Consider the following 6,642-nt stretch of genomic DNA (forward strand, 5'->3'; position numbering starts at 1 on the left):
TCTGCTTCAAGTGTACAGCCAAATGCCGCTAATGTTCAATCGTTAAGCACTTTCCCGGATGACAGTCCTCCCGTCTGCTGATACTACCCTCAACGAACGAGTCTTCTGCAATTAGGGTACAGACGAACATCACTCAGCCTAACTAATATTTTTCAGCTTAATCAGATCTGCCTGCAACATTTCGGCCCCTTTAGCCATCTAAGAGTATAAGAGGTGAGGCACAATGAAGAATAAATCATTCCAGAAGCGCGCTACAAAAATCACTCTAGCGTGCAGCATTCTGGCTGCAACAGTATCATTCGGAGCATCGGCTTCCGCCTTTTCGGATATGAAAGGCCATGCTTCCGAATCCAAAATTAATGCACTTCATCAAAATGGCATCATTAACGGAATTACCAGTGATAGGTTCGCACCGAAATCCAAGCTGACTTACGCCCAAGGCCTGCAGTTCATCGTCAGCGGCCTCAAGCTGTCTCCGCAGAATACTACCGGCAGCAAAGCCAGCGATTACTTCGACAAGGTAAAAGATAACGCATGGTATGCCTCCGCATTCGTGGCTGCCAAGCAAAGCGGATTGTCTCTGGACAAGTCCATCGACCCCAATGCGGCAATGACTCGGATCCAGTTCGCTCACTTGCTGACCCAGGCGCTGCAGAGTAAAGGGAATTTCCCGGTTACGCTGATGTATGCGGAGATCACAGATGGCGGCAAGCTGTCTACAGCAGAAATGAACAGTCTGCAGATTCTGGTCAATACCCGCCTGATCACACTAGAGAAGAATAACACCTTCCGTCCGAATGAACCGGTTACCCGCGCGGAAGCCGCAGTCCTGATCTATGATGCAGCCAAATTTGCCAAAGAGGTAATCACTCCCGATGACAGCGCCACTGCTCCGGTTAATGACTATGAAGCAGCGGTTACACTGGAAAAAGCGGCAACAGGCGTAAACAAAGCCACTGTAACGGTTGAGAATCTGCCTAACCCGGGTTACGGCCTGTCGATTGAGCGGATTGAATTCGGTGCTAACCAAACAGCAGTGATCTATTTCAAAGTGACTGCACCGCCTGCCGGCTCCATGAATCTGCAGGTCATCTCCAGTGCCACCGCCGTGACTTACCTGCCAGAAGGTTATACAGCGGTAGCCAAATCTGTAACAGGTTCAGCTTCTGCTGCTTCATCCGCAGGGATGTAAGTGAGAAATTTATAAACGCATATTCGTCAAAAGAAGCCGCATCACCGTTGGGATAACCAAGGGATGCGGCTCTTTGCGATTTTACGAATAACTGGCTGGCGCTTTCAGTCCTTACGTTAAGGTGTCCACTGATCATGAATGATCCCTACAAGAATATGGTCCTGGCCATTCTTCTCAAAAACCAGCCGCAGGCTGCGCCAATCCATGCCCTCTAAGGAAGGATCGATACCGGCGATATGATATTCTACGAAGTCATGGGTCTCCTTGGGGTACACCTCATTGAGATTATTTAGAGTTGTTCCTTGGCCCAAGCCCTGATTCAGTGCAACTTCAGATTTACCGGAAAAATCCGCATCGTACACAAACCGCTTATAGTAGTCCGCAAAGGTCAGCTTAATCAGCTCTCCCGTACCGGCGAACTCACGCCATTCGCGCTTTACCGGATCTTGCATGGCAGCCTTCAGCTCATCCTGGCTTAACACAATGTCTTTATCAACATCTACATAAGCGTAAGGGGAGAAGCGGACCCCTCTGTCCCGGTGTACCCACGCGGCGAGCGTCTCCATATTCCCGTTCTTCAGCGCCCGCATTACTGTGGTTGCCGCTTCCAGCGCTGTAGGCGGTGTGCCTTCCTCCGGCGGTCCGGGGTCTTCCGCTACCGGAGTTGGTTCCGTAGCCTCAGGACTTGGAGCTGGCGTTGCCGCCGGTGCCGGGGATGGAGATAGCGATGGTACGGCCGTAGCAGTCGCTGGGGCAAATGTCTGAGTCTGCTCCGGTGTGGATGTGGTCCCCGGCGCCGCTTCCGGCGCTGAGCTGCAGGCTGTAAGCATTAGCATTCCGGCCGTTAACGCAGCGAATCCAATGGATCTTGCCTTATACATGATATCCCTCCTCATGCTGCTATTCTTACCCTTTTAGACGCTGCCCGCCCCGATATAGTTGCAGGGCGCTTGTCACATGGGGAGGTAAGCATTGGGAGGGGGCTAGTTACTGATTTGCAGCAGACGTACAATTTCACCGTCAATTACTTCTTCACTGGCTTTTAGAAACCCTAAAGCTTCATACATTCTTCCCGCAATCAGATTGTCTGGCCGGTGTCCAATCATGATTCTAGTACAATTGGAATCACTCATCAGCTGAATCAAGGTTTCCATTGCAGCCTTGCCATAACCTTTGCCTTGATGCTTGTGATCAATCATTAAGGCAGGAATCCAACAGTTATCATCCTTGTCTGGACGGGTACAAAATACGAGAAATCCAACGGGGACCTCTTCTGAGTAAATCGCACGCAATTCAAATTCATCAACATATTTCGATTCAGCAATCCAATAAACCACAGGTGCAGGAAAAACATTCAACTGCTCTGGCTTAACTGTAAGTTGGGTGCATTCATACCAATTATTAATACACACTGGCTTTAGTTCCACAGTCATATAAAATTATCCCAGCTCCGTATACAATCTGATCTCCTGCCGTCCGGTTTGAAAACCCACGGATTCGTACAGGGACAGCGCCGATTCATTGGTAGTCATGGCGATAAGCTGCGCCTGCTCCAGCCCGTGCTCCTTCAGATACGCCAGGGCACGGACCAGCAACGCCTTGGCGATCCCCCGTCTTCTCCATGGCTCACGGACAAACACATCCTCGATAATCCCTTTTTGATCTTCCTGCCAGACCATCAGACTGCCGGCAACCTTGCCTGCATCCCGTACAACAGCCGATGTCCAGAGCGGATGCTCCTGATATTCCATCAGACGTTCCACGCCCAGCGGGGTATCCGGCCAGATCTCCGCCTCCAGTTCCAGATAAGCTTCTCTCTGCTCCGGCGAATCCAACTGAACCCACGCTGATTCAAGACCTGCCGCAAGCTTTACTACGGGTATAGTTTCGTTCAAGTCACGATGGAGCGTATATAACCGGCTATGCGGCAGGTAACCCAGATGCTGTGCGAAATAAGTGTTGCAGCTCTCCTCCGCAGCGTAATTCCCCGTACACAGAACCGTTCCGTATTCCCGGGGCAGTGTTCCCTTTAGCTCATGCGCCCGTTCCAGCAGAAGGGAGTAGATACTATCCAGCAGTCCGATATCCTGTTCACGCCCGGGCAGTGTTTTCAGATTCACAAAAATCTTATGTTTGCTCCCAGGCAGACGTCCAGGGGGAACTACATTGAAAATCTGCAGCTGGCCTTTGGCCACCATTTTGTCCCCTTCAAAGGCACAGATTACATTCTTCCAGTTGCTCTCCTCCCCTACCCACCAAAAAAGCACATCCTCCTGTGCCGATACCTGCGCATACATTTCCCCAAGCGCCGCCATATCATTCTGCCCGAAATTCCGGATCACTCTATTGCTCAATACCAGTCCGCCACCTTCTGTTTTTGTTCATCATAACACTGTGTAGAAGAGGGATTAAGATCATTAATAATTATAACCATTCTTTACCGCAGCTTGGCCTGTAGCGTTTCTTCTGCTATTTAAGGTTGCCAAAAAACGGCTGCGCCGTCCTGGTCAAGGAAGCGCAGCCGTCCGTCTGGTCAAGCAGGTTGGTGCTTGGGTTGGTGCTTGGGTTGGTGCTTGGGTTGGTGCTTGGGTTGGTGCTTGGGTTGGTGCTGATTTGGGTCTTATTCTATCTTGATTGGTTATTAGCCGTGGTGTTTCGTATTCGTTTCTTCTGCTGCTGTATTCATTGGCTGGCCATTATTAATAGGTTAGTTTGCTGGAGCTCCACAGTGACTGTCCAAGATCCAGTTGCCCGGGTGCTCCACTCCACTGGACATGTCGGCATTCTTCCTTGCGGACTCCAGAGACTCCCCGTATACCGCCTGCCCTTGCTTCAACCTGCCGGCGATATCGTGGGTCTACTTCACGCTGCCGGCCACCTCGCGCGGCTGGCGCATGGTGAGGCTGACGCGGCCCTTCTTCAGATCGACGCCCATCACCCATACGGTGACATTGTCTCCCACGGAGACCACGTCCATCGGGTGCTTCACGAAGCTGCCGCTCAGCTGGGAGATATGGACCAGCCCGTCGTTCTTGATGCCGATATCGACGAACGCGCCGAAATCGATCACGTTGCGGACGGTTCCCTGCATCTCCATGCCGGGAACCAGGTCCTCGATCTTCAGCACATCCGTGCGGAAGATCGGCAGGGGCAGCTCCTCGCGCGGATCGCGGCCCGGGCGCTGCAGGCTCTCCAGGATGTCGCGCAGCGTAGGCACGCCGACATCCAGCTTCACAGCCAGCTCGGCGGCATCCTGCACCTCGAGCTGCTGTGCTACTTCCTTGCTGCCGAGCCTCTCCACATCGAGGCCCAGCTCACGGAACAGCCGGTCGACCACCGGATAGGATTCCGGATGGATCGGCGTGCGGTCCAATGTGTTATCCCCTCCGGGGATACGCAGGAAGCCGATGCACTGCTCGTAGGATTTCGCGCCCAGGCGCGGCACCTTCTGCAGTGCCTTGCGCGTGGCGAACTTGCCGTTCTCCTCGCGGAACTTCACAATATTCTTGGCGATCGTCGCATTGACTCCCGCCACATAGGACAGCAGCGAGGCCGAAGCGGTATTCACGTCGACACCGACGTGGTTAACCGCCGACTCCACGACGCCCTTCAGGCTCTCCTCCAGATGTTTCTGCGACACATCATGCTGGTACTGCCCGACACCGATCGCCTTCGGGTCGATCTTCACCAGCTCCGCGAGCGGGTCCTGCACGCGGCGGGCGATGGAGGCGGCGCTGCGCTCCGCCACATCCAGGTCCGGGAACTCCTCCTGCGCCAGCTTGGAGGCCGAATACACGCTGGCCCCTGCCTCGTTAACGATCAGGTAGGCCAGCTCAGGATTCCCGACCTCGGCAATGACCTCGGCCGTGAACTGCTCCGTCTCCCGCGAGCCGGTGCCGTTGCCGATTACGATGAGCTGGATGCCATATTTGGCAATCAGCTCTTTGAACTTGGCCGCCGCCTCTTGCTTCTTATTGTTCGGCGGCGTCGGATACGTGACCGCTACCTCCAGCAGCTTGCCGGTATCGTCCACAACGGCCAGCTTGCAGCCGGTGCGGTAAGCCGGGTCTACGCCCAGCACATGGCGGCCCTTCACCGGCGGCTGCAGCAGCAGGCTGCGCAGATTTCCGGAGAAGATGGAAATCGCCTGCGCCTCCCCTTTTTCCGTCATCTCCCCGCGCACCTCGCGCTCGACGGAAGGTGCAATCAGCCGTTTGTAGGCATCCTCGGTCACTGCTTCTAGCAGCTCTTTGACCGGGGACGGACCCTTCACCAGCTTGCGGATAATGAAAGCATGAATCTTGTCGGCAATAATCTCAATGCCGACCTTCAGCACATTCTCCCGCTCCCCGCGGTTAATGGCCAGAATACGGTGCGGCGGCATTTTGTGCACAGGCTCACGGTAGGAATAGTAATTCTCATATACGCTCTCCTGCTCCGCATCCTTCGCTTCGGAGACCAGAATCCCCTGGCTCGCCGTATACTGGCGCACCCAGGAACGGATGGCCGGATCATCGGCAATATTCTCGGCAATGATATCCATTGCCCCTTGGACAGCAAGCTCAGCACTGTCTACACCTTTATCCGCATCTATATATTTCGCCGCTTCTTCATAAGGATTACCCTGGCGGCGCTGCTCCATGATCCAATCGGCAAGCGGCTCCAGCCCCTTCTCCTTGGCAACACTGGCCCGTGTCTTGCGCTTCTGCTTGAACGGACGGTACAAGTCCTCCACTTCCTGCAGCTTCACTGCCTTCATGATCTGCGCCTGCAGCTCCGGGGTCAGCTTGCCCTGCTCCTCAATGCTGCGGATGACATCCTTCTTCCGCTCACCGAGGTTGCGTAGATATCCAAGCCGTTCCTCGATGTCGCGCAGCGCGTTCTCATCCAGCTCTCCGGTCATTTCCTTGCGGTACCGGGCAATAAACGGAATCGTGTTGCCCTCATCCAGCAGCCCTACCGTAGTCCGTACCTGCTTCAGGCTAATGCCCAGTTCCTTCGCAATTGCTGCAGTAATCAGTTCCTGCTCCTGGCGGGCAGCTGCTTCTTCCGCCGCTTGACCTGCCATATTAGTATCAACGCTCAAGTATATCCCTCTTTCTATACACAGTCTGAGTTCATAACTCTCTACTAAAATACTATCACAGTTTGCCGCAGGACCAAAGTTTGGCACGGTAAAGTACCCCGCAACGCAAGCTACCAACCCGGTGATAACTCAGCAGATTTGCGGGATCCCAAAACATATTTCGCCCGAAAGGCGAAATATGCAGCTTACCAAGGTTAATTGGAGCCTACCTTACATATCTTGCCCGTTTAAGGTTCCCTCAGGCACCCGCTCTGCAACAGTAGTTGGATAAACGTATCTTATTTTAGCTGTTTTGGAGCATTTGAGTGAATTAGTTGGATAAACGTCATTTAATTCCATGCGCTTCCACTGCTTTGGCTGATAT

5 protein-coding genes are annotated in these 6,642 nt (G+C 53.6%); 1 reads left to right on the forward strand and 4 read right to left on the reverse strand.

Annotated features, from left to right (window positions below; genetic code table 11):
- Window positions 1-223: 223 nt before the first annotated feature.
- The gene (locus tag MKX70_RS33115) at window positions 224-1,192 is read left to right on the forward strand and encodes an S-layer homology domain-containing protein (protein ID WP_042233130.1); all 969 of its coding nucleotides are present in this window, start codon (window positions 224-226) and stop codon (window positions 1,190-1,192) included.
- Between the two features lie 116 nt (window positions 1,193-1,308).
- Here MKX70_RS33115 and MKX70_RS33120 read toward each other — a convergent pair whose 3' ends face one another.
- The 4 genes from MKX70_RS33120 to MKX70_RS33135 all read right to left on the reverse strand — a co-directional run bounded on the left by MKX70_RS33120 (window position 1,309) and on the right by MKX70_RS33135 (window position 6,260).
- Window positions 1,309-2,073: a hypothetical protein gene (locus tag MKX70_RS33120; RefSeq protein ID WP_340789780.1), complete on the reverse strand. Its 765-nt coding sequence runs from the start codon at window positions 2,071-2,073 to the stop codon at window positions 1,309-1,311.
- Between the two features lie 102 nt (window positions 2,074-2,175).
- Entirely contained in the window at window positions 2,176-2,625 is a 450-nt protein-coding gene (locus MKX70_RS33125) for a GNAT family N-acetyltransferase (RefSeq protein ID WP_340789782.1), read from the reverse strand.
- Between the two features lie 6 nt (window positions 2,626-2,631).
- Window positions 2,632-3,546 (reverse strand): GNAT family N-acetyltransferase, encoded by a 915-nt coding sequence (locus MKX70_RS33130; RefSeq protein ID WP_340789783.1) that lies wholly within the window; start codon window positions 3,544-3,546, stop codon window positions 2,632-2,634.
- A 503-nt stretch (window positions 3,547-4,049) separates the two neighbouring features.
- On the reverse strand, window positions 4,050-6,260 hold the full coding sequence (locus tag MKX70_RS33135; protein WP_340790260.1) for a Tex family protein: 2,211 nt from the start codon (window positions 6,258-6,260) through the stop codon (window positions 4,050-4,052).
- Window positions 6,261-6,642: the final 382 nt, after the last annotated feature.

The organism is Paenibacillus sp. FSL R7-0312 (genome assembly GCF_038004445.1).
GTDB lineage: Bacteria > Bacillota > Bacilli > Paenibacillales > Paenibacillaceae > Paenibacillus_AQ.

Excerpts from the sequence above, each read along its gene's own strand:
- MKX70_RS33115 (WP_042233130.1), top strand. The coding sequence starts at position 224 with ATGAAGAATAAATCATTCCAGAAGCGCGCTACAAAAATCACTCTAGCG.
- MKX70_RS33120 (WP_340789780.1), bottom strand. The coding sequence starts at position 2,073 with ATGTATAAGGCAAGATCCATTGGATTCGCTGCGTTAACGGCCGGAATG.
- MKX70_RS33125 (WP_340789782.1), bottom strand. The coding sequence starts at position 2,625 with ATGACTGTGGAACTAAAGCCAGTGTGTATTAATAATTGGTATGAATGC.
- MKX70_RS33135 (WP_340790260.1), bottom strand. The coding sequence starts at position 6,260 with ATGGCAGGTCAAGCGGCGGAAGAAGCAGCTGCCCGCCAGGAGCAGGAA.